The sequence below is a fragment of the Actinomycetospora cinnamomea genome (genome assembly GCF_003096675.1).
Taxonomy (GTDB): domain Bacteria; phylum Actinomycetota; class Actinomycetes; order Mycobacteriales; family Pseudonocardiaceae; genus Actinomycetospora; species Actinomycetospora cinnamomea.
Window position 1 is genome coordinate 15,194 of the sequence record NZ_QEKW01000018.1, and the last position, 20,580, is coordinate 35,773.

Consider the following 20,580-nt stretch of genomic DNA (forward strand, 5'->3'; position numbering starts at 1 on the left):
GGATGTCATCGGCCGGGTCGACCGCGGACTGCTCGTCCACCCGGTGCAACGACCGGCAGGGCGGATCGGTTCCCGCCTGGGTAAAAGCGACTTTACCGGGTTGTGCCGGCGACCGAGCGTGTCCGGTCCGCCCCGTGCTGGGGCTCCTCGGCCACCCTATCCCCCCGATCGGCGGCTCCCGCGGCGTCGGACGTGTCGTCGCGCGAGCAACGGGAACCCGTCCCGGGCAACCCGAACGACCCACCCTCAGGAGGGGCGTCGAGCATGGACTTCGGCAAGATCACGGACAAGGCCAAGGAATGGGCCGGCAAGAACCCGGACAAGGCCGACTCCTACGTCGAGAAGGGCGAGGACTTCGCCAACTCGCGCTTCGCCGGCCAGGAGGGGCAGGTCGACCAGGCCGGCCAGAAGGTCAAGGACTTCCTGCACGACGACCAGCAGCAGCCGGCGGGCCAGGAGGCCCCGCCGCCCCCGCCCGGCGAGGAGCCCCCGCCGCCGCGCCCGTGACCCACGGGGAACATGACCACTCGGCCCGGCCCGTCATCCGACGGCGCCGGGCCGTGGTGCGTCCGCCGCCGCGGCGGAGGGTGAGAAAAGAAGGGGCGGAGAAGGGGCCCTCAGGCGCCGGAGAGCTCGCCGTCGAGGCGGATGGCGAGCAGCACCGCGTCGTCGCGCAGCCCCTCGACGCCGAGCACGCCGAGAAGCTGGTCGCAGAGCTCCTCGACCGGTAGATCGGGCGCCTGACCCGCGAGGGTGTCGGCGATGAGCTGCGTCCGCTCGTCCGGGTCGGTGCCCGGCGCCTCGATGAGCCCGTCGGTGTGCAGGACCAGCAGGTCGCCGGAACCGCACTCCACCGTCGTCTCGTCCCGGGTGATCGCGCGCGTCGCGCCGATCAGCGGCGAGAGGCTGCCCGTCAGCAGCTCGACCGTGCCGTCGGCCGCCCGGCGCAGCAGCGGCGGCGGGTGGCCCGCGTTGGAGTAGCGCAGCATCCACCCGCCGTGCTCGCCGCGCTCGAGGCGCGCGTACACCGCGGTGGCCATCGCCGCCATGCCCAGCCCCTGGACGACGTCGTCGCACCGGTCGACGACGTCGGCCGGCCCGAGGCCCTCCCACGCGTAGGAGCGCAGCACCCCGCGCAGCTCCCCCATCGCCGCGGCGGCCCGCAGGTCGTGCCCCACGACGTCGCCGACGGCCAGACCCACCGCGCCGTCGGGCAGCGGGAGCATGTCGTACCAGTCGCCGCCGACCTGCGCGCCGTCGGTGGCCGCGAGGTAGCGGGACGCGATCGACATGCCCGACATGGCGGGCACCGCGGGCAGCAGGCTGCGCTGCAGCGTCTCGGCCGCCCCGTGCTCGCGGGCGTAGAGCCGCGCATTGTCGACGGCGAGACCGGCGCGGGCGGCGAGGTCGGCGGCCAGGTAGAGGTCGCGCTGCGAGTAGCGGCGCCCGTACGGGAGCTCGGTGCCCAGCGTGAGCGCGCCGAGCACCTGCCCGCGGGCGCGCAGCGGGACCACGATCGCCGACCGCGGCCGCAGCGCCTCGTAGCGGTGCAGCAGGTCGGGCTGCTCCGCGATGCCCGCGGGCCGCACGGGCAGCTCGGGCAGCAGCGACGGGGCGCCGGCGGTGAGCGCCTGGCCGATCGGGTCGCGGCCGTCCTCGGTGGGGCTCACCCACCGGCCCAGCGCGCGGACCTCGTCGAGCTTCGACTCGTCGCGGTGGTTGACCGCAGCCCGGCGCACCGAGCTGTTGTCCTCGACCTCGTCGAGCAGGTCGACGCAGCAGAAGTCGGCCATCGCCGGGACGACGATGCGCGCGAGCGCCGAGGCCACGCCGTTGGTGTCCAGGCTCGCCGACATCGCCGAGGTCGACTCGGTGAGCAGGCGCAGCTGCTCGCGGGTCTCCTCCGCGGCGGCGAGCGCGGCACGACGCTCGTTCTCGACCATGACGCGCTCGGTGACGTCGGACTGCACGCCGACGAAGTTGACGACGCGACCGTCCCCGTCGAGCACCGGGGTGATCGACACCTGGTTCCAGAACGCGGTGCCGTCGCGGCGGTAGTTGAGCAGCACCTCGGTGATCGGGCGCTCCTCGGCCAGCGCGGTGCGGATGCGCGAGATCGACGCCGGGTCGGTGTTCGGGCCCTGCAGGAAGCGGCAGTTGCGCCCGAGGACCTCGTCGAGCTCGTAGCCGGTGAGGCGGGAGAACGCGGGGTTGACCCACACCAGTGGGTTCTGCTCCCGCGAGGGGTCGGAGATCGTGAACGACAGCTCGGTGGCCACGACGGCGCGGTCACGCACCATCTCGAGGTGCCGCTGCGCGCCGGCGCCGGAGAGCTGGAGGAACACGACGAGCGCGAGCCGCCGCTGGTCGGCGTTGACGGCCTCCGACAGCGGGAAGCCGGTGACCCACAACAGACGGCCCTCGGCCTCCTCGCGCTCCTCCTCGCTGGCCTCCGAGCCGCGGCGCGCGGCATCGGCGACCGCGACCGGCTCACCGGAGACCGGGATGCCCTGCGCGACCCGCGACAGCGGCGAGGCGGTGTCGCGCATCGGGCGCCCGGACAGGTCGGTGAGGCCCGCCGCCTCGCTCCAGGCGTCGACGTCGATGGGCAGCGTGGCGCGACCGCCGGTGAGCGCCTGGGCGGAGTCGTTGGCGTAGGTGACCAGGCCCTCGCCGAGGTCGATGAGCGCGACGGCGGCCGGGGCGGTGTGCAGGACCTGCGGCAGGTCGGCCTGGGCGGCCGCGTCGGGATCGACGACGGCGTCGCGCACGCGCTGCGCCTGGGCGGCGTAGTCGCTGTCCAGCTCTGGGGCCTCGGTCGCCACCTCGCCGTGGTCGCCGTTCGTCCTGCCCGTCACCTGACGGAGCCTATCGGCCCCGGGGCGTCATCGACCCGGGTGTGACCCCCCGGCGGGGCGACGGAAGCGGAGCGGCAGCTCCGGTCGGACGACGTGGGGGACGCCGAAGCGCCCGTTCGGGGGGACCTGCTCACACCAGGAAGACCTCACGGGGACCGGGGGCCGAGCCGTCGGGCAGTTCGCGGTCGCGTCCGGGACGGCCACCGAACGCCGCGCTGGCGGCGAGCTTACGGGCCTGGACCGTCTCCGACAGCGCGAGCTGCCGCGCACGCCGCCACGGCACCTCGGCCGACTCCGGACCCGCCCAGCTCCAGGCCTGGTCCAGCCAGCGGACGAGGCGGACGCGGTAGGCCGCGCACACGACCTCCGCGGCACGCCCCGCGGCCTCGTGGTCGTCGTCGCCGTCCCCCGACCAGGGCGCGAGCACGCACAGCCCGTGCGGGTCCTCGACGAACCCGACGATCTCGCTCAGCGCCCCGACCACGTCGGCCTCGCGCAGCGCGAGGCCCCCGTCGGGCAGCCCCAGGCGGTGCCGGCGGACCTCGACCACGCCCAGCGCGCGGTACGCCGCGGCGAGCGCGGCCTCCTCGGCGTCCGCGGGGCACACCGGCTCGACGGCGCCGCGCGGGTCGTCCTCGGCTCCCTCGGCACCGTCGGGGTCGTCGGAGTCGTCGGCGTCGTCGGAGTCGTCGGTGGCGCCGGCACCCTCGAGCCGGGCCAGCACCGAGGCGAGCGTCTCGGGGTCGGTGAGGTCCTCGGGGCGGACCACGAGGTCGGCGGGCCGCTCGTCGGACGTCGTGTCCGGGAGCGCGAGGCCCTCCGGCGGCGTGCAGGTGCGCCCGGGCCCGTCGGTGAGCGCGAGGACGTCCACCGAGGCGTGGCGGGCGGCCAGGCGGCGCAGCAGCCCACCCGCGGCGCGGATCTCGTCGCGGGGGTGCGGCGCGACGACGACCAGCCGCCGGCACGCGCGCAGCGTCAGCGGGCGCAGCCCCTCCAGCTCGCGCCACGGCGGGCGCGGGCCCGGAGCCGGGATGCGGCCCGACAGGTCGCCGAGATCAGCCACGGCGCTCACCTCCCCTGCCACGAGTGTGGACGATCTCCTCGCCCGTTCGGAGCAGCACCTCGGGGCGCGCGTCGAGCGGTCAGGTCGGGGCGCCCAAACGATCGCTCCCGCCGTGTCGTGACCGTGGCGCCACCCCGGCGTGACCGCTCTCCGCGGGAACGCTGCGACGGGCGGGTGACGCGGAGGCGACCGGCAGGGGTGCGGGGGGTGACGACGATACGGCGCGCGGGTCACGTCGCCCGGGACGGGCCGGACGGTGGTCGCGGGTGCCCCCGGTGGGGTTCGAACCCACACTGCGGCGATTTTAAGTCGCCTGCCTCTGCCGATTGGGCTACAGGGGCCGAGCGTCGAAGCCGAGCCTAGCCGTCGGGCGGTGCCGCGGAGGCCGGTTCGAGACCGGCGGCCCGCGCCGCGCGGGCCAGGACGTCCTCGAGCATCGCCGGCGTGAGGCGGCCGGTGAAGGTGTTCTGCTGGCTGACGTGATAGCAGCCGAAGAGCGCCAGCGGCCGGGCTGCGCCCCCTCCGGCGGGCTCCAGCACCACGTGCGCCGCGTGCCCGAACGCCGGGCGGGGCCGCGGCACGACCCACCCCGGGTGCCCGCCCGCGGGGTCCGGGGTCTCGAGGACGGGCAGCAACGCCTGCCACCCGAACCCGCCGAGCACGACCACGGCGCGCAGCGTGCCGCGCAGCAGCGCCAGCTCACGGGCGAGCCACGGCCGGCAGCGGTCGCGCTCGGCCGGGGTGGGCCTGTTCTCCGGCGGCGCGCACCGCACGGGCGCGGTGATCCGCGTGCCGTAGAGCTCCAGGCCGTCGCCGATCGCCACGGACGTGGGCTGCGAGGCGAGACCGACGGCGTGCAGCGCGGCGTAGAGGACGTCGCCGCTGCGGTCGCCGGTGAACATGCGCCCGGTCCGGTTGGCGCCGTGGGCCGCGGGCGCCAGGCCGACGATCAGCAGGCGGGCGTCGGTCGCCCCGAACCCCGGTACCGGCCGGCCCCAGTAGGTCTCGTCGCGGAACGCGGCCCGCTTCGTGGCCGCGACCTCCTCCCGCCAGGCCACCAGCCGTGGGCAGGCGCGGCACTCCGCGACGGCGGCGTCGAGCGACGGGAGGTCCTCGACGCGGGCCGGATCGACGGGCGGATCAACCCCGCCAGGCACCGAGCGCCTCCCGCGCGGCGAGGACGGCGACGACCGCGGAGACCGCCGGGGCGGCCACCGAGGGCACCGCCCCGGCGCCCGCGACGAGGTCGACGACGGACGCCGCCAGCAGCACCGCGACGAGCGCGACGACGAGCACGCGGGGCACGGGACCGCGGGCGTCCGGGTCGCGGTCGGCGCGCTCCGCGCGGCTGTCGGCGGCCACGAGCAGCGGCAGCGCGACCGCCGCCGCGAGCCCGAGCGCGGCGCCGACGAGGGCGCCGGCCGGACGGCCGGGCGCGAGGGCCAGGGTCACGGCGTCGACGGCGCTGTAGACCGCGAGGACCACGAACGAGACGGTCATCGCCCGCACCGCGCGCCGCTCGCGGCGAGCGGGGTCGCCGGCGAACTGCCATCGCACCGGCAGCGCCGCCCCGAGCGAGACCGCGAGGTGCGCGGCGAGGGCGGCGACCCCGGGCAGGGTCGGCCCGCCGCCGGTCCACCACGTCGCGACCGCGAGCACCATCGTGTGGATCACCGTGGCCGCGACCAGGGCCCGCACCCGCCGCGCCAGCACGAGCGCGGCCAGTGGCAGGCCGGCCGGCACCGCTCCCGTCGACACGGCCGACGACCCCCGGCTCACCACGCCCTCACCTCCGGCCTCACCACCGCGCGGCCAGGGCCCGCGCGATCCCGTCGAGGATGTCGTGCTCGCTCACCACGAGCTCGGTGACGTCGGTGCGCTCCGCGAGCTCCTCGGCCAGCACGCGCATCACCAGCGACCCGCCGCCGATGACGTCGACCCGGCCGGGGTGCATCGGCCCGAGGGCGGCCCTCTCGTCGCGCGGCATGCCCTCGAGACGCCGCGCGGTCGCCCGGACGTCGTCGAGGCCCAGGCGGGAGAGGTGGATGCGCTCGGGGTCGTAGGTGCGCAGGTCCATGGCGACGGCCGCGAGCGTGGTCGCCGTGCCGGCCACGGCCACCCAGGTCTGGACGTCGGTGACGACGACGTCGGCGAACGCGGGCGCCAGCGTCGCGCGCGTGAACTCCTCGGCCTCGGTGACCTGCTCCGCGGTCGGCGGGTCGTCGTGCAGGAACTTCTCGGTCAGCCGCACGCAGCCCACGTCGACCGACCGCGCACCCACGACCTCGGCGCGCACCGCGTCCCAGGTCCCGGTCACGAGCTCGGTCGATCCGCCGCCGACGTCGGCGACCACGAACGGGCCCTCGTCGGGGTCGAGGTCGGCCACGGCACCGGCGAAGGACAGGCGGGCCTCCTCGTCGCCCGTGATCACCTCGGCGTCCACCCCGACGATCTCGCGGACCGCACCGAAGAAGTCCTCGCGGTTCTCCGCGTCGCGGGTGGCCGACGTCGCGCACACGCGCACGGTGTCGGGGCCGACGGCGACGCCGTGGCGGCGCAGCATCTCGGCGTAGGCCGCGAGGGCCTCGCGGGTGCGGGTGACGGACTCCGGCGCCAGGCGCCCCGTGGCGTCCACGCCCTGCCCGAGGCGGTTGATCCGCATCTCGCGGTGCACGTCGCGCAGCCAGGCCGACCCGTCCTCGCGGACGGTGACGTCGGCCACGAGCAGACGGATCGAGTTGGTCCCGCAGTCGACCGCCGCGACGCGTGGCATGCCGCCCCCCTGCCCTGCCGGCTCCCGGGATCCCCGGGCTGACACCCGCGACGCTAGCGAGGCGGGACACGACGTGCCGGGCGCGGGGCCCTCCGGCTCGGTCGCCGGGCCGTCCCCGGCGGGTGGGGACGCCCGGCGACCGGACCACGGACGGGGCCCGCGCCGCGGACCGCTCGGCCGCGGCGGGCGCTCCGCCCGGCGTGCGGCGGGCCGTCCGCTCCACCGCACCGCCGGTCGGGGGAACCGGCGCGACCATCCTGGGCTCCGCGCGGCGACGACACCAAGCCCCGGCGGGGGTCGTGCCCGGGCCGGGTCGCGGGTTCACCGGACCCGGGACCGGCGCGCGACGGTGCGTGCCGGACGGCGGCTCGCCTCCCGTCGCCCGGTGGGGCACCGGGGGTCAGCCCGTCGGGTCGTGGGCGGGGGTGTCGTCGGCCGGCGCGACGCACGGCCCCGCGTGCCACCAGTGGTCGAGCCGGGCGAGGGTCTCGTCGCCGATCGGGTTGACGCCCGCACCCCGCGCGAGGGTGTGGGCGACGTGCACGTGCAGGCACTTCACGCGCCCGGGCATGCCGCCGGCGCTGACCTCGGTGCCCAGCGGGTCGATCGCGTCGCGGTCGGCCAGGTATGCGGCGTGCGCCGCCGCGTAGCGCGCGGCGAGGTCCGGGTCGGTGCCGAGGCGCTCGGTCTGCTCGCGCATGAGGCCCTCGGCCTCGAGCCGCCCGATCCGTGAGGTCAGGCGCGGGCACGTCGCGTAGTACAGCGTCGGGAACGGCGTGCCGTCCTCGAGCCGTGGCGAGGTCTCGACGACGTCGGGCAGCCCGCAGGGACAGCGGTGCGCCACGCGCCGCAGCCCGCGGGGACGCCGGCCGAGCTGGGCGGCGACGGCCGCGGCGTCGGCGTCGTGCACGTCGGTGGTGCTCGGGCCGGGCGGGGTGGCGCTCACGGAGCGGTGCCCAGCGTCGACCGGGCGACGCGCTCGTACCAGGGCAGCTCGGCCTCCGCGGGCGGCAGGCCCGCGCGCGGCCCGGTCTCGCGCGGGTCGCGCGCGGCGTCGGCGTCGCCGGGCAGCTGCACGCGATAGGGGACCTCGCCGGGCCGGGCGTAGCCGAGGCGCTCGCGGGCCAGCGCCTCGATGTGGGCGGGGTCGCGCAGGGCGGCCCGCTCCTCGGTGAGGACCGCGACCTCGCGCGCCAGGCGGTCCTGCTCCGCGGCGACGGCGGCGAGCTCGTGGCGCTGGGTGACGTAGTTGCGCAGCGGCACGGCGACGGTCAGCGCGAGCGCGCACACCACGACGGCGAGCACGGCCGCCCGGCGGGCGGTCGAGAGGCCCAGCGCGCCCCCGGTGGCCTGGGCGGCCCGGCGGGCGCGGGCCGCGGCGGCCGCGGGACCCGACGGCACGCGCAGGGGGTGGCGGCGGCGCACGACGCGCTGCGGGTCGCGGCGGGGTCCCTGGCGCGCCCGGGTGCGGCCGCGCGGCGCCGCCGGGGCGCCCGCGCCGCCCCGGCCGCGCCCGGTCCCGCGGCGGCGGCCGCGGGACGAGGCGGCCGAGCCCCCCGCCGCCGACCCCGCGGTGTCGCGGTCGGGGAGGTCGCGGGTGGGCTCGGCGGCGGCCACGCGGCTCAGGCGTCCGGGTCGAAGCGCGGGAAGGCCAGGTCGCCGGCGTAGCGCGCGGCGTCCCCGAGGGCCTCCTCGATGCGCAGCAGCTGGTTGTACTTGGCGACGCGCTCGGACCGGGCGGTGGCGCCGGTCTTGATCTGCCCGCAGTTGGTGGCGACGGCGAGGTCGGCGATCGTCGTGTCCTCGGTCTCGCCGGAGCGGTGGCTCATCATGCAGCGGTAGCCGTACTGCTGGGCGAGGCTGACCGCGTCGAGGGTCTCCGAGAGCGTCCCGATCTGGTTGACCTTCACCAGCAGGGCGTTGCCCGCGCGGCGCTCGATGCCCTCCTCGAGGCGCTCGATGTTGGTGACGAACAGGTCGTCGCCGACGATCTGGATGCGGTCCCCGATGTCGCCGGTGAGCTTGGTCCAGCCCTCCCAGTCGTTCTCCGAGAGCGGGTCCTCGATCGACACCAGCGGGTAGGCGTCGAGCAGCTCGCCGTAGTAGGAGCTCATCTGCGCGGCGCTGCGCGTCTCGCCCTCGAAGGTGTAGACGCCGTTCGAGAAGAACTCGCTGGCCGCCACGTCGAGGGCGAGCACGACGTCGCGGCCCGGCGTGTACCCCGCGTCGCGGACGGCGACCATGATCAGGTCGAGGGCCTCGCGGTTGTTCGGCAGCGACGGCGCGAAGCCGCCCTCGTCGCCCAGGCCCGTCGACAACCCCTGCTTCTTGAGCACCTTCTTCAGCGCCTGGTACACCTCCGCGCCCCAGCGCAGGGCCTCGCGGAAGGACTCCGCGCCGATCGGCGCGATCATGAACTCCTGGATGTCGACGCCCGAGTCGGCGTGGGCGCCGCCGTTGAGGATGTTCATCATCGGCACGGGCAGCACGTGCGCGTTGGGGCCGCCGACGTAGCGGAACAGGTCGAGCTCGGCGGACTCGGCGGCGGCGCGGGCGACCGCGAGGCTCACACCCAGCAGCGCGTTGGCGCCCAGGCGGGACTTGTCCGGCGTGCCGTCGAGGTCGATGAGCTTCTGGTCGACGACGCGCTGCTCGGCGGCGTCGATGCCGACCAGGCCGGGCCCGATCTCGTCCAGGACGCCCGCGACGGCCCGCTCGACACCCTTGCCCAGGTAGCGCGAGTCGTCGCCGTCGCGCAGCTCGACGGCCTCGTGCTCGCCGGTCGACGCGCCGGAGGGCACCGCGGCGCGGGTCAGCGTGCCGTCGTCGAGCGCCACCTCGACCTCGACCGTGGGCGTGCCCCGCGAGTCGAGGATCTCCCGTGCGCCGACCTGCTCGATGACCGCCACGGACCTTGCCTCCGATTGCTGCTGGGAGCCGTCTGCCTCGCCGCCCGTGCCCCGTCCGGGGCACGCCACGTCGCCCGCATCGTAGACGCCGGGGTCCGGCGCACCGGCGCGCCACGCACGGTCGGTGTCCCACGCCCGATGGGCTCCGTCTCCCGCCCTCGCGCCGTTCCGTGACGCGGCCTACGGTGACGGGGATGTCCGCCGCACAGCCCGACCCCGCCGACCAGGACGGCCCCCGGGCGGTGTCGGCGGGCTCGTCGGTCGAGGCCTTCCGCCGCGCCGAGGACCTCCTCGAGAACCGGCGCCCCCTCGACGCCCTCAAGGCCCTCGCCCCGCTGCTCGAGGCCGAGCAGGAGGCGGCGTCGGTGCACCTGCTGGCCGCGCGCGCCTACCTGGCGTCCGCGCAGTTCCGGCGCGCCGAGGAGGGCTTCCTGCGCGTGCTGGAGCTCGACCCGGCCGACCACTACGCCCGCTTCGCCCTCGGCCGCACGCTGCAGCGCCAGAGCCGCCTCGCCGAGGCGCGGGCGCAGCTGCGCATGGCCGCGGCGATGGACCCGCGCCCGGAGTACCAGGAGGCGCTCGGCGAGGTCAGCGCCAACATCGCGGTGCGCTCGGACCGCGCCGGCGGTGCGTCCTAGAGCTCCACGGACCCAGCCGCCGGCCCAGCCGCCGACCCAGCCGCCTCCTACGCCTGCGACGCGCCCGCGTACGAGTCCGCCGCCGCGTAGACACGGCGGCCGTACTCGTCGGAGTTGTTGTACGACAGCACCGCCGCGCGCCAGCCCGGACCGGTGGCGAGGTCGCGGCCGCCGGCGCACAGGTACCGCCCGGCGGCGAGCGCGGCGTCGTCGATGTTGTTCGGGTCGGCGACCCCGTCGCCGTTGCCGTCCGAGCGCCACCGCGCCCACGTCGACGGGATGAACTGCAGGGGGCCCACCGCACGGTCGAGGGCCGTGTCGCCGTCGAGGACGCCGCCGTCGGTGTCGCCGATGGTGCGGTTGCCGCCGGTGCCGTCGAGGGGCACGCCGATGATCGGCGGCGTCACCTTGCCGGTGTCCGCGATCGTCGCGCCGCGGTAGCGGCCGTGGTTGGACTCGATGCGGGCCAGCCCCGCGATCGTGACCCACGAGAGGTTGCACTCGGGCTGCTCGCTCTTCACGGCGAGGTCGGCCATCCCGTAGGCCTGCAGGGCGCGGGCGGGGACGTCGACCCGCTCGGAGATCCCGCTCGCCCAGCTCGCGAGCGTCGCCCGCGGCCCGCCCCCGGCCGGGGCGGGCGCCCCGGGCAGCTGCGCGAGCGCGGGCGGGGCGAGCGCGCTGGGCTGCGCGACCGTGCCGAGCTGCACGGGGGCCGGCTCCACCTCGAGGGCGGGGATCTCCTCGGCGCCCGCGTCCTGGCGCCCGAACTGGTGGCGCTGGCTCACGACCACGACCGTGGCGACGGCCGCGAGCAGCAGCAGGAGGACCAGGCCGAGGCGCCCGACGAGCGCGAGCCGGCGCGGAGGGGGCGCCACCTCCGCGTCGCGTCCGCTGCGGACCGTCGATCGACGGGGGCCCGGGACACGATCGCGGGAACCCGGCGTCGGGTCGGTCGGCGCGCTCATCGGGGGGCAGGTTACGCGGCGGTACACGACGGGCCGCGGCCAGTGGGAGACCGGCGCGCCACCGGTCGGGATCAGGTGCGCAGCAGGTCCTGCCCCAGGAAGTCCCCTGGTCCGCGGACCCCGGGCAGGGCGAAGAAGAACCCGCCCCCCTCGGCCATGACGTACTCCTCGAGGGGCTCGCCGTCGAGGCGTCCCTGGACCGCGAGGAATCCGGCCTCCAGGCTGCGCTGGTAGCAGACGAACGCGAGTCCCTGGTCGAGGGCCCCGGCCCCGTCGAAGCCGCGGGTGTAGGAGAAGCCGCGGCGCAGCAGGAGGCTGCCCGCGGTCTCGGGTGTCCTCGGGTTGGCCAGGCGGATGTGGGCGTCGAGGGGCGTGATCCGACCGTCGGGGTCGGCGCGGTAGTCCGGCTCGTCGATCTCCGAGGCCCGCCCGAGCGGCGCGCCGCTGAGCTTGTGCCGCCCGATCAGGGCCTCCTGCTCGGCGAGCGGGGTCCGGTCCCAGAACTCCACGAACATCCGGATGACGCGGACGACGAGGTACGACCCGCCCGCGGTCCAGGCCGGCTCGGGGTCGCCCGCCGCGACCCACACGTAGCGGTCCATCAGCGCGGCGTTCGAGGACGTCAGGTTCGCGGTCCCGTCGATGAAGCCGAGGAGGTTGCGCGGCGAGCCGGTCGTCGACTCCCCCGGCGCCGAGCCGCGCCCGAACCCGTCGAGCACCCACCGCAGGGTCAGCGTGCGCCGCGTCCGGCGCATCAGCTGGCGCAGGGCGAACACGACCGTGTCCGGGTGCCGGGCCTGCACGCTGACGAGGACGTCACCGTGGCTGCGGGCCGGGTCGAGGCGGTCATTGGCCAGGAACGGCATCGTCACCAGTTCCCGGGGGCGCAGGGCGGCCAGGCCGTACCGGTGGTCGAACAGCGAGGCCCCCACCCCGACCACGATCGAGAGATCGTCGGGCGGGGGCTCGGCACCCAGGAGACCCGAGTCCTCGGGGGGCAGCGCCGGATCCCGGACCCGGGGCGGTCGCCCGGACATGAGCCCGTCGATCTCGTCGGTCAGTTCCCGCAGCATCTCCTCGAGGGCGCCGCGGTCGGGCGCGAGGCTGGTGAACGAGGCCAGCAGGCCCGAGGCCGGGACCGGCAGGGACGTGATGCCGGTCTGGGTGTGCCCGTGGAAGGGGACGCGATCGGCCGGGCCCCCGCCCGGTGCCGACCCCGACGAGGACGAGGCGCACCCGGCGAGCAGCGCGCCGCCGCCGAGCGCGGCGCCGGTGGTGAACAGCCGGCGGCGCGACAGCCCGCCACGGTCGCCGGAGGTCACTGGAGGCCCAACACCCCCGGGACCATGGCGACGTCCTCCGACAGTCCGGCGAGCTGGACCTTGAAGGTGTCGACCTGCTGGGTCGTCACCGTCGGCGCCGGGCACAGCGGCGACGGGTACTCGTCGTTCTCCTGGCAGTACGGCACGAACGACCCGTCGGGCCGTCGCAGCGACGCGAGGCCCGCGTCGACGTCGGCGAAGCCCTGGTCGATCGCGGGGAGCACGGCGGGCCGGGAGGCCTGCAACGCCGGCCGCAGGAACCCGATGACCGCGACCGAACCGTCGATGTTGGCCTGGAAATCGGAGAGGTCGGTCTTGGAGTACCGGTCCTCCTCGCCGGTGATCTTGCCCTGGGACACCTCCTCGATCAGCTCCGCGGAGCCCCGGGCCATGTCGAGCGCCGGGATGCGCAAGGTCCGGATCTGCTGGTCGAGGGTCTGCAGGTCGGCGTCGAGCTGGTCGGCGAACGGGACGGCGGCGGCGGTCTGCCCCTGCTCCCAGAGGATGTACTCGATGCGGTGCCACCCGGTGAACTCCGGGTCCTCCACCCCGGCGAAGTCGTCGACCCGGGCGTCGACGGCGCCGTCGATCTCCTCCACGAGGCCGGCGATCGGCTCGATGCGCTCCCAGCCGACGCGCGAGGGCGCGAACGCCGCCTTGGCGGCCTCCAGGTCGCCCGCCCGGACCGCGTCGGTGAGGACACGGGTGCCCGCGACCGTGTCGGCGACCTGCTGCCGGACGTAGTCCTCGTACTGCGCGACCGCCTGGTCGATCATCTGCGTCCGGTCCGGCGCCGCCGGTGCCGCGGCGGGCGCCGCGGGAGCGGGCGGGGCCGGCGGCGCACCCCCGCACGCCGCGAGGACGACGACCGCCGCTCCGAGGACGCCGACGAGCGGCAGGACCTGGCGGGAACCGGTGCTGGGCACGTCGCGCCCCTTCCTGTGTGAAGTTAGGCTCACCTTACATCTGGCCCGCCTGATGACAAGCCGTCCGCGATCGCGAGGATGAGGACCCGTGACACCGGCACGCGGCACCGGCCGCGCCGCGCCCGCGGCCGCGGTCGCCGGGCTCGTCGCCGTGCTGTGCGCGCTGCTGCTGCCCTTCGCCCCGGTGTCGGTGAACGAGCCCACCGTGCGCTGGCCGGTCGACCCGTCGAGACCGGAGTCGACGTTGCTCACCCTGACCGCCTACCGGCCGCTCGCGCTCGACCTGCGGTTCAGCTGCGACGTCGCCCGCCAGGCCGGGGCCGAGGGGTCCGGCGTCGTCGTCTCGACCGCGCTGCCGGGCTCGCCGGAGGCGGGCGTCACCGGGCTGCTCGTCACCGCCGCCGACGGTCGGGTCGCCGTGCGTGCCCTCGACCGCGTGCTGGTCGACGAGCCGCTGCCCACCGGGCCCTGCGCGTACCGGGTCACCGGCCGCAGCGCCGGTCGCCCCACCGACGTGCGCCCGTCCGGCCCCGGCGGTGGGGCGCGTGCCCCGGGCGCGTTCGCCGGACCCGGCGACGCGGAGCTCGTGGTCACCCGCGACGGGCGCGAGCTCGCCCGCGCCGCCGACGACCAGCTCCCCGACGTCGACGTCCTGGTCACCTCGGTCACCACGCTGCCTCCCGACGCCGCCGGGGACCTCGCGGTCCGGCTCCGGGTCGACGACGAGTTCACCAGCAGCCCGACCCCGCTCAAGAACGTGCTGACCGCGGTGCTCGTGCTCGCCCTGCTGGCCGCGGCCGGCCTCCTCGTGGCCGCCGACCGCACCTCGCCCGAGGCCACCCCGCGGCGCTCCCGGCGTCCCCGGTGGCCGGGGCGGCCCCGGGTCGTCGACCTCGCCGTGCCGGCCGTGCTGGCGGTGTGGACGTTCGTGGCGCCGGCCACCGACGACGACGGGTACTTCGCCACGCAGGCCCGCAACGCGGTGCTCTCCGGCGAGGTCGGCAACTACTACCAGTTCTACGACCAGAGCTTCGTCCCGTTCACCTGGGTCTCCCAGGGCCTGGGCGCCTGGCAGCAGCTCGCCGGGTTCGGTCCGGTCCCGCAGCGGGTCCCGGCGCTGGTCCTCGGTGTGCTCACCTGGCTGGTGCTGCGCCGCGTCGCCGCGCCGGCCTTCGAGCAGCCGGCGGGGCCGGCGGCTCCGGGTGAGCCGGACGGGCCGGTGGGACGGTGGCGGGCCCGCGCCGGGCCCGTCGTGCTCGGGGTGGTCTTCCTGGCGTGGTGGGTCCCCTACGACATGGGTGTGCGCCCGGAGGCCGTGGTCGCCCTGTGCGGCGTCGCCGCGATGCACGCCGTGCTGGTCACCGGGCGCGACCACCGGCTGGCACCGGCCTGGGTGGCGTGCGCGCTCGCCGGGGTGGGGTTCACCGCCCACACGACCGGGGTCACCATGGTCGCGCCGCTGCTCGCCGGCCTGCCCGCCCTGTGGCCGGTGCTGCGCGTGCCCGGCGCGCGCGTGGCCACGGCCGGCCGGGTCGTCGCCGTGGCCTCGGGGGCGATGATCGCTCCGCTGCTCGGGTTCGCCGACGGGGCGCTGCGCGACTTCCGGCGCGGGCAGGCGCTCTTCCTGTCGGTGCTGGAGCAGGACGGGTGGACCGCGGAGTTCGAGCGGTACGCGTACCTGCTCGACGAGGGTGCGATGGGCAACTTCGCCAAGCGGGCCGCGGTGCTGGCGTGCCTGGTCGCGCTCGCGTGGTACGCCGTGCTCGCGGTCGCCGCCCGGGCGAGGCACCGTCCGCTGCCGGCCCCGCTGACGCTCGCCGCGACCACCACGGCGCTGTCCTTCGTGGCGCTGGCCGCGACCCCGTCGAAGTGGACCCACCACTTCGGCGCCCTCGCCGGGGTCGGTCCGGCGTTCCTCGGCGTCCTGCTGGTGACGGCCGTGCCGCTGACCCGGCGCGTGCTGGACGGGGCGAGACCACCGGGTGGTGTCGTCGCCGCGGCCGCCGGCTCCGTCGTGGCGGCGATCGCGCTGGCCTGGCACGGCCCGAACTCCTGGCCGTACGCCTGGCTCGACGGCGTGCGCACCCCCCACCAGCCCCCCTCGATCCGCAACGTCGGGCTGGACAGCCCGCTGCTGTGGGCCCTCGCCGTCGGGCTGGTGGCGCTCGTGCTGGCGTGGCGGTCCCGCGGGAGCGGTGTCGACGCCGCCCGGCGGCACGCACTGTGGGCCCTGCCGATCGTGGTCGTGGTCTCCCTCGCCGCGACCACCGCCTACACCGTCGGGAGCTTCGGTGTCGCCGCCGTCCGCGGTGTCCCCCCCGGCTCGATGTGGGCCCGGACGACGGCCGACCCGCTCGGGTCGGGCTGTGGCGCGACCTCGACCATCCGCGTCCTCGATCCCTTCACCGCCCGACCCCTGGCGCCCGCGGGCCTGCCCGCCCCGTCACCACCGGCGGGTTTCGTGCCCGACGCCGGGTACTACGCGAACAACCGCCCGCAGGGCAGCGTCACCGCGGGCTGGGGCAGCCTCGCCGGCGACGACGCCGGCCCCGCCGGGCAGGACACCGCCGAGCAGAGCACCGGGGAGATGTCCACCGGGTGGTACGCCCTCCCGGACGCACCCGGGGACGGGTCCACCGTCATCGTGACCGCGGCCGGGACGCTCGCCGCCGGCAACGAGCTGGTCGCGGAGTACGGGCGACGGACGGGTGCGTCCCCGGCCCCCACCGGCGAGCAGGCGCTCGCCGACACCCTGCGCAGCCCGTCGTGGCGGACTTTGACGCTGGCGCCGCCCCCCGGGAGCGACGTCGTCCGACTGCACGCCGTGGACCGCACGGGCGATCTCCACGGCTGGCTGGCGTTCACCGCGCCGGCGCTGGCCCGGCCGGTCGACCTCCGGACCCACCTGCGGGACGGGTTCGGCGCCGACGCCCCCGTCGCCCTCGGCTGGCACCTGGCCTTCGCCCATCCGTGCCTGCGGCCGCCCGCTGTCGTCGACGGCATCACCGAGCCACCGGTCGCGGCGATCCTGCGGGTCGACGGGCCTCGCGCCGCCCTCGACGACATCGCGTGGCAGCCCGCCCGGGGCGGGGTGTTCGGGCAGGTCGCGCGCAGCCGTTCCGTGCTCGCCCTCGCGACCGTCGGCCCGGTCGACCCGGACGTGCGGGTGTACGTGTTCGGCACCCCCCTCGCCCGGGACGCCTACACCCTGACGACCGAGCAGCGGACCGTGCCCGGGGCCCGCGTCGCGATCAGCGCGCCCCCGGCGCCGAGGTGAGGGTGTCCTCACATGCCCGCTACCCTTCCGGTCGTGCCACGCCCCCCGCTCCGTGCCGCACCCCCGGGATGAGCGTCTCCCCCGCGGCGACGAACGACGGGCGCCTGCGGGCGCCCGTGCGCGCCGGGCTGCTGGGCAAGGCGGCCGAGGCGGTCACCCTCCTGCTGCTGGCCGTCGTCGTGCCGCGCACCCTCGGTCCGGCCGACTACGGCCGGTTCTCGGTGGCCCTGACGGTGGTCGCGGTCGGCTCGGTCGCGATGACGTTGGGGGGCGCCACCCTGCTCGCCCGCTACGTCCCGGCCGCGGCGGCGCCGGAACGCCCGGCGCTGGCCCGGGCGCTGACCCTGCGGCTGGCCCGTCACCGGGCGTGGGCGTGGGCGGCGCTGGCGGTGGTCGCCGCGGCGCTCGCGGTCGCGGACCCGGCGACGTTCCCGCCGCTGGTGACGGCGTTCGTCCTCCTCGCCCTCGCCCTCAACGTCGCGGCCACGCTCGCGCTGCAGGCCGATCTCGGGCTCGGCCGCACCGGACCGTGGTGCGCGCGCTATCCGGTGCAGAACGCCGCGCTCGTGGTGGCGGTGATCGTGCTCCACGACGCCGCGGGCTCGACCGGGGCGGCCGGGGCGATCCTCGTGGCGGCCGTGGTGGGCGCCGGCCTCGCGGCCGTCGCGTCCCGTCCCCTCCTCACGGCGCGGCGGCACCCCGTGGTGGCGTGGCCCGAGGGCGCACCACGCTTCGGGCTCCTCCAGGCCGGGAGCGGGGTGCTGGTCCAGCTCACACAGCGGGGCGGGATCGTCGTGGTGGCGGTCGTCGGCGGGGCCGGGGCGCAGACCGGGTTCGCGGCCCTGGCGCTGGGCGTCGCGCTCGCCGCCACCTATGCGGTGGTGCAGGTCTTCACCGTCTCGTTGCCGACGCTCGCCCGCCGCGACGACGACACGCTCGACGCGGCCGAGGAGGCCGAGGGCGCCGAGGGGGCCGAGGGGGCCGAGGCCGCCCTGCGCCGCCTCGCCGGACGGCTGCTGGTCGTCGTGCTGGCCGGCGCCGCCGTCGCGGCGCCCCTGCTCGACGTCGTGACCCCGGCGGTGTTCGGCGCCGGGTTCGCGGCGGCGTCCGCGGCCTTCGTCCCGGCCCTGGCTCTGGTCGTCCTCGCCCCGGTGAACGCCCTCGCCGTGCAGGCCGCGGCGCTGCGGCTGCGACCCCGGGCGACCCTGCAGACGGCCCTGGGCGGGTTCGTGGTCTTCGGGGCGGCGGCCGCCCTGGCCGTGCCCGCCTGGGGGGCGGCGGGCGCGACGTCCGCGGCCCTGTTGGGGGCCGCCGGGTCGGTCGCGGTCGCGCTCCGGGTCCTGCCCGGCGCCGTGGGGACCCGGCTCGCCGTGGCCTCGCCGGCCGGCGCCGCGGCCGTCGTCGCGCTCGGGGTGCTGACGTGACCGGCCCGCGCATCTCGGTCGTGGTCCCGACCCGTGACCGGCCCGACCGCCTCGCGGTCTGCCTCGCCGCGCTGGAGGACCAGGACGCGACCGACCTCGAGATCGTGGTCGTCGACGACGCCTCGCGCGACGCCCGCGCCGTCGCGGACGTCGTGGCACGCGCCCCCCGCGCGCGGCTCGTGGCCGGCGCGGGCCGGGGTCCGGCGGCCGCCCGCAACGCCGGGGTCCGTGCCGCCCGGGCGCCGGTGGTCTGCTTCACCGACGACGACTGCGAACCCGTGCCCGGGTGGGCGCGGGCCCTCGCGGCACGGATCGCCGACGGCGCCGAGGCGGCGGCGGGACCGACCCGCAACGGCCGCCCCGACAGCGTGCTGGCCGCCGCCTCCCAGACGATCGCGAGCCACCTCGCCGAGGCGGGCGTCGACCCCGTCACGCAGCGGATGCGGTTCGCCCCCACCAGCAACCTCGCGTGCCGCGCCGACGTCTGTCGCGCCGTGCCGTTCGACGAGCGCTACCCGCTGGCCGCGGGCGAGGACCGGGACTGGTGCGAGCGCCTCACCGGGGCGGGCCACGCGCTGGTCTTCGTGCCCTCCGCCCTCGTCCGCCACCACCAGGTGCTCTCGCCCACCGGGTTCTGGCGCCAGCAGGTGCGCTACGGCCGCGGCGGCTACCGCTTCCACACCGACGCCCGCCGCCACGACCGGCCCGGACGCGGCGGCCCCCGCCTCGAGTCCCCCGGGTTCTACACCGGGCTGCTGCGCCGCGGCTTCGCCGCGGGGCCCCGGGCCGGGCTGCTGGTCGGCGTGGCCCAGGTGGCGACGGCCTGGGGCATGGGGCTGGAGGCCGCCGGATCGATCATCCCGGGCCGGCGCACGGGCCCGGCGGCCTGACCGGTCAGGTCCGGCGCTCCAGCAGCGGCTCCCCGGGCAGGTTCGTCGGGTCGACGCCTGCCAGGGCGGCCGCGGTCGCGGCGATGTCGGCCAGCCGCGGCGGCCGGGACGTCGTGCGCGCCTGCGAGGCGCCCGGGACCACCAGCGCCCAGGCGTCGCCGGCGGTGTGGTTGCCGGAGCGGCCGCTGCCCCCGCCGCGCCGGTGCACCGTGCCGAACCGCTCGGAGACGACGGCGTCGAGCCGGGTGGCGGGCCGGTCGCTCCACCGCACGATCAGGTCGGGCAACCGGTCGGAGTGCGCGCCCGTCTCGAAGGTGTCCGCGACGCGCTCCACGGCGGCGACCGACGGGGTGCCGTCGGGGTCGCGGAAGGTGGCCAGCCCCTCGGCGATCAGGTCCATCAGCGCCTCGGCGTCCCGCGGGGCGACGATGCCGTCGCGTTCACGTCCGGCCAGGTTGAGGCGGATGTAGCCCTGGTTGTCGGCGGGCTGGGCGAAGGCCTGGGTGGTGCTCCAGTCCCGCCCGCGCAGCTCGAGGCGCTCGGTGAGCATCAGCGCGACCCGGTCGGGCAGGGCGGCCGCGACCCGCGCGCGCAATCCCGTGGGCACGGCCGCGCGCAGCTTCCACACCGCGCCGGACCCGGGAGCGGGCCGGTCGCCGCCGGCTGAGCCGGCTGAACCGCCCGCACCGCCGTCGAGGACCGCGTCGAGCATCTCCGGCATCAGGTCGGCCCGGCTGGTGTTGACGTCCATGCCGACCGGCGAGGTGACGATGACGTCGGTGCCTTCTCCGAGGGCGGCCAGCACGCGACCGAGCGCGGCGTCGACGCTCTGGTACACCTCCTCCAGGGCGCCGGAGAGCACGTGGCGGGTGGCGTCGTCGGCGCGGTCGTCGAGCTGGGAGAGGTCCCAGAACTGGTGACCGGCGACGTGACCGGCGCTGAAGGTCAGCCAGGTCAGGTCGAAGCGGTCCTGGGCCAGCAGCAGCGTGGCCGCGTCCGCCGCCCGCCCGGAGGCGGCGAGCAGGTCGCGCCGCAGGCGCAGCAGGTCGCGGGGGGAGCTGCGCCCGAAGACCTCCTCGACCGCGGCCGCCGGCCCGAACAGCTGCTCGAGCCGACCGCGGGCGTCCGGCGGGGACGACCACGGCTGCAGCACGACCCGGTCGGTGAACTGCCAGCCGCTGACCACCGTGCCCGCGGGCGGGACCAGCGGCGGCCGGCTCTCGTAGGGGTCGAGCGCGAGGGTCCGCGCCCCCGGCCGCTCCCAGACCGGGGGTGGCGCCTCGAACGCGGTGGTGTAGCGCACGCGCTGCTCCGAGGCCGACCACTGGAACGGGTAGAACAGCCCGTGGTCGGCGAGCTCGGTGCCGCTGTAGAGGGTGTGGAACGCGCCGGCGGCGAAGTGGGTGGCCGGGGTCCGGAGCTCGTGCCACACCCCGCGCTCGCGCAGCCCCGCCAGGGCGGGGAGGCGGCCCTGGGCCAGCATCCGGTCGAGCACCGCGAGGCTCGGGGAGTCGAACTGCAGTACGGCGAGCATG

17 protein-coding genes and 1 tRNA gene are annotated in these 20,580 nt (G+C 76.9%); 5 read left to right on the forward strand and 13 right to left on the reverse strand.

Annotation, left to right across the window (positions count from 1 at the left end):
- Positions 1-264 precede the first annotated feature (264 nt).
- On the forward strand, positions 265-507 hold the full coding sequence (locus C8D89_RS23890; protein WP_116710645.1) for an antitoxin: 243 nt from the start codon (positions 265-267) through the stop codon (positions 505-507).
- A 110-nt stretch (positions 508-617) separates the two neighbouring features.
- On the opposite strand, the gene C8D89_RS23895 is transcribed toward C8D89_RS23890, so the two are convergent.
- The 9 genes from C8D89_RS23895 to eno all read right to left on the reverse strand — a co-directional run bounded on the left by C8D89_RS23895 (position 618) and on the right by eno (position 9,603).
- Entirely contained in the window at positions 618-2,858 is a 2,241-nt protein-coding gene (locus C8D89_RS23895) for a SpoIIE family protein phosphatase (protein ID WP_116710646.1), read from the reverse strand.
- 130 nt (positions 2,859-2,988) lie between these two features.
- A complete protein-coding gene (locus tag C8D89_RS23900) occupies positions 2,989-3,921 on the reverse strand; it encodes a PIG-L deacetylase family protein (RefSeq protein ID WP_165825906.1) in 933 nt (310 codons plus the stop codon).
- A 267-nt stretch (positions 3,922-4,188) separates the two neighbouring features.
- A tRNA-Leu gene (locus C8D89_RS23905) sits at positions 4,189-4,262 on the reverse strand.
- An 18-nt stretch (positions 4,263-4,280) separates the two neighbouring features.
- Complete coding sequence (locus tag C8D89_RS23910; protein WP_116710648.1) at positions 4,281-5,078, reverse strand: uracil-DNA glycosylase; 798 nt, start codon at positions 5,076-5,078, stop codon at positions 4,281-4,283.
- The gene (locus C8D89_RS23915; protein WP_116710649.1) at positions 5,062-5,703 is read right to left on the reverse strand and encodes a hypothetical protein; all 642 of its coding nucleotides are present in this window, start codon (positions 5,701-5,703) and stop codon (positions 5,062-5,064) included. Before C8D89_RS23915 ends, C8D89_RS23910 begins: the two co-directional genes overlap by 17 nt.
- A 16-nt stretch (positions 5,704-5,719) precedes the next feature.
- On the reverse strand, positions 5,720-6,694 hold the full coding sequence (locus tag C8D89_RS23920; protein WP_116710650.1) for a Ppx/GppA phosphatase family protein: 975 nt from the start codon (positions 6,692-6,694) through the stop codon (positions 5,720-5,722).
- 400 nt (positions 6,695-7,094) lie between these two features.
- Positions 7,095-7,640: a DUF501 domain-containing protein gene (locus C8D89_RS23925; RefSeq protein WP_116710651.1), complete on the reverse strand. Its 546-nt coding sequence runs from the start codon at positions 7,638-7,640 to the stop codon at positions 7,095-7,097.
- Complete coding sequence (locus C8D89_RS23930) at positions 7,637-8,311, reverse strand: FtsB family cell division protein (protein ID WP_116710652.1); 675 nt, start codon at positions 8,309-8,311, stop codon at positions 7,637-7,639. The genes C8D89_RS23925 and C8D89_RS23930 overlap by 4 nt, the downstream gene beginning before the upstream one ends.
- A gap of 5 nt (positions 8,312-8,316) precedes the next feature.
- Positions 8,317-9,603 (reverse strand): phosphopyruvate hydratase, encoded by a 1,287-nt coding sequence (gene eno / locus C8D89_RS23935; RefSeq protein ID WP_116710653.1) that lies wholly within the window; start codon positions 9,601-9,603, stop codon positions 8,317-8,319.
- Between the two features lie 194 nt (positions 9,604-9,797).
- Between eno and C8D89_RS23940 the strand changes: the two genes are divergently transcribed.
- Entirely contained in the window at positions 9,798-10,241 is a 444-nt protein-coding gene (locus C8D89_RS23940; protein WP_116710654.1) for a tetratricopeptide repeat protein, read from the forward strand.
- Between the two features lie 47 nt (positions 10,242-10,288).
- On the opposite strand, the gene C8D89_RS23945 is transcribed toward C8D89_RS23940, so the two are convergent.
- The 3 genes from C8D89_RS23945 to C8D89_RS23955 form a co-directional block, all read right to left on the reverse strand.
- Positions 10,289-11,206: a lytic transglycosylase domain-containing protein gene (locus C8D89_RS23945; protein ID WP_243418335.1), complete on the reverse strand. Its 918-nt coding sequence runs from the start codon at positions 11,204-11,206 to the stop codon at positions 10,289-10,291.
- Between the two features lie 71 nt (positions 11,207-11,277).
- Positions 11,278-12,528 (reverse strand): Dyp-type peroxidase, encoded by a 1,251-nt coding sequence (locus C8D89_RS23950; RefSeq protein ID WP_116710656.1) that lies wholly within the window; start codon positions 12,526-12,528, stop codon positions 11,278-11,280.
- Positions 12,525-13,454, reverse strand: coding sequence for an EfeM/EfeO family lipoprotein (locus C8D89_RS23955; RefSeq protein ID WP_207787393.1), 930 nt, complete (start codon positions 13,452-13,454; stop codon positions 12,525-12,527). Before C8D89_RS23955 ends, C8D89_RS23950 begins: the two co-directional genes overlap by 4 nt.
- A gap of 88 nt (positions 13,455-13,542) precedes the next feature.
- Here C8D89_RS23955 and C8D89_RS23960 point away from each other — a divergent pair, with 88 nt between their 5' ends.
- The 3 genes from C8D89_RS23960 to C8D89_RS23970 all read left to right on the forward strand — a co-directional run bounded on the left by C8D89_RS23960 (position 13,543) and on the right by C8D89_RS23970 (position 19,045).
- Positions 13,543-16,731 (forward strand): arabinosyltransferase domain-containing protein, encoded by a 3,189-nt coding sequence (locus tag C8D89_RS23960; protein ID WP_116710657.1) that lies wholly within the window; start codon positions 13,543-13,545, stop codon positions 16,729-16,731.
- A 68-nt stretch (positions 16,732-16,799) separates the two neighbouring features.
- Positions 16,800-18,155, forward strand: coding sequence for an oligosaccharide flippase family protein (locus C8D89_RS23965; RefSeq protein ID WP_116710658.1), 1,356 nt, complete (start codon positions 16,800-16,802; stop codon positions 18,153-18,155).
- Positions 18,152-19,045, forward strand: coding sequence for a glycosyltransferase family 2 protein (locus C8D89_RS23970; protein ID WP_165825907.1), 894 nt, complete (start codon positions 18,152-18,154; stop codon positions 19,043-19,045). The genes C8D89_RS23965 and C8D89_RS23970 overlap by 4 nt, the downstream gene beginning before the upstream one ends.
- A gap of 4 nt (positions 19,046-19,049) precedes the next feature.
- On the opposite strand, the gene C8D89_RS23975 is transcribed toward C8D89_RS23970, so the two are convergent.
- Positions 19,050-20,579, reverse strand: a complete 1,530-nt coding sequence (locus tag C8D89_RS23975; RefSeq protein WP_116710659.1) for an alkaline phosphatase family protein — start codon at positions 20,577-20,579, stop codon at positions 19,050-19,052.
- Between the last annotated feature and the right edge of the window lies 1 nt (position 20,580).

Coding starts and splice junctions, on each gene's coding strand:
- C8D89_RS23890 (WP_116710645.1), top strand. CDS start 265: ATGGACTTCGGCAAGATCACGGACAAGGCCAAGGAATGGGCCGGCAAG.
- C8D89_RS23920 (WP_116710650.1), bottom strand. CDS start 6,694: ATGCCACGCGTCGCGGCGGTCGACTGCGGGACCAACTCGATCCGTCTG.
- C8D89_RS23940 (WP_116710654.1), top strand. CDS start 9,798: ATGTCCGCCGCACAGCCCGACCCCGCCGACCAGGACGGCCCCCGGGCG.
- C8D89_RS23945 (WP_243418335.1), bottom strand. CDS start 11,206: ATGAGCGCGCCGACCGACCCGACGCCGGGTTCCCGCGATCGTGTCCCG.
- C8D89_RS23965 (WP_116710658.1), top strand. CDS start 16,800: ATGAGCGTCTCCCCCGCGGCGACGAACGACGGGCGCCTGCGGGCGCCC.
- C8D89_RS23975 (WP_116710659.1), bottom strand. CDS start 20,579: ATGCTCGCCGTACTGCAGTTCGACTCCCCGAGCCTCGCGGTGCTCGAC.